The sequence below is a fragment of the Pseudomonas sp. NPDC088429 genome, assembly GCF_044753305.1.
GTDB classification, from domain to species: domain Bacteria; phylum Pseudomonadota; class Gammaproteobacteria; order Pseudomonadales; family Pseudomonadaceae; genus Aquipseudomonas; species Aquipseudomonas rustica.
Genome location: NZ_JBIVMX010000100.1, coordinates 1 through 710 on the forward strand (window position 1 = coordinate 1; position 710 = coordinate 710).

Here is a 710-nt window from a genome sequence, read left to right on the forward strand (position 1 = left end):
AGATCGCCCCGACCTCATCTGCATTCACCGACGCGCCACCACAGAGCCCCCCATCGATATCCGGCATGCCGAACAGTTCGACCGCATTGGCCGCCTTCACGCTGCCGCCGTATAGAAGCCGCACACCTCGTGCGACTTCAGAATTCTCTGCCGCCAACTGCTCGCGAATGGCTTTATGCACATCCTGCGCCTGTTGCGGCGTTGCAGTCAGTCCGGTGCCAATGGCCCAGACCGGCTCGTAAGCAATGACTGCTTTTGCAAAAGCACCAACACCCAGCTCCTCGATGATGCTGCCCAGCTGACGCCCGACAACCTCAAGAGTTTTCCCGGCTTCGCGCTGCTCGAGGGTTTCCCCTACACACAACACCGGAATCAAGCCACATGCCTGTGCCGCTGCGAACTTGCGATTCAGCATCCCGTCTCGCTCGCCCATTATCTGGCGGCGTTCGGAGTGCCCGACAAGCACAAGGGAACAACCTGCATCCACCAACTGACTCGGCGCAATTTCACCGGTCAATGCACCTTGCATGGATTCCACCGCAGAATTCTGCGCACCGACCGAAATCGATTTACCTTTCAAGCCATCAACCACTTGGTTGATATACAAGCAAGGCGGGAATACCGCGCCAGCAACACCGCTTGGCAAGGCCAGATGACGAAGGCCGTTGATCAGCTCAGCGACGCTGGCGCGGGTACCGTGCATCTTCCAG

Annotated in this window: 1 protein-coding gene; it reads right to left on the minus strand. The window is 58.6% G+C overall.

Annotated features, from left to right (window positions below):
• The coding region (gene tpiA / locus ACIP66_RS27035) for a triose-phosphate isomerase (protein ID WP_400652217.1) at window positions 1–710 on the minus strand (710 nt) is incomplete at both ends.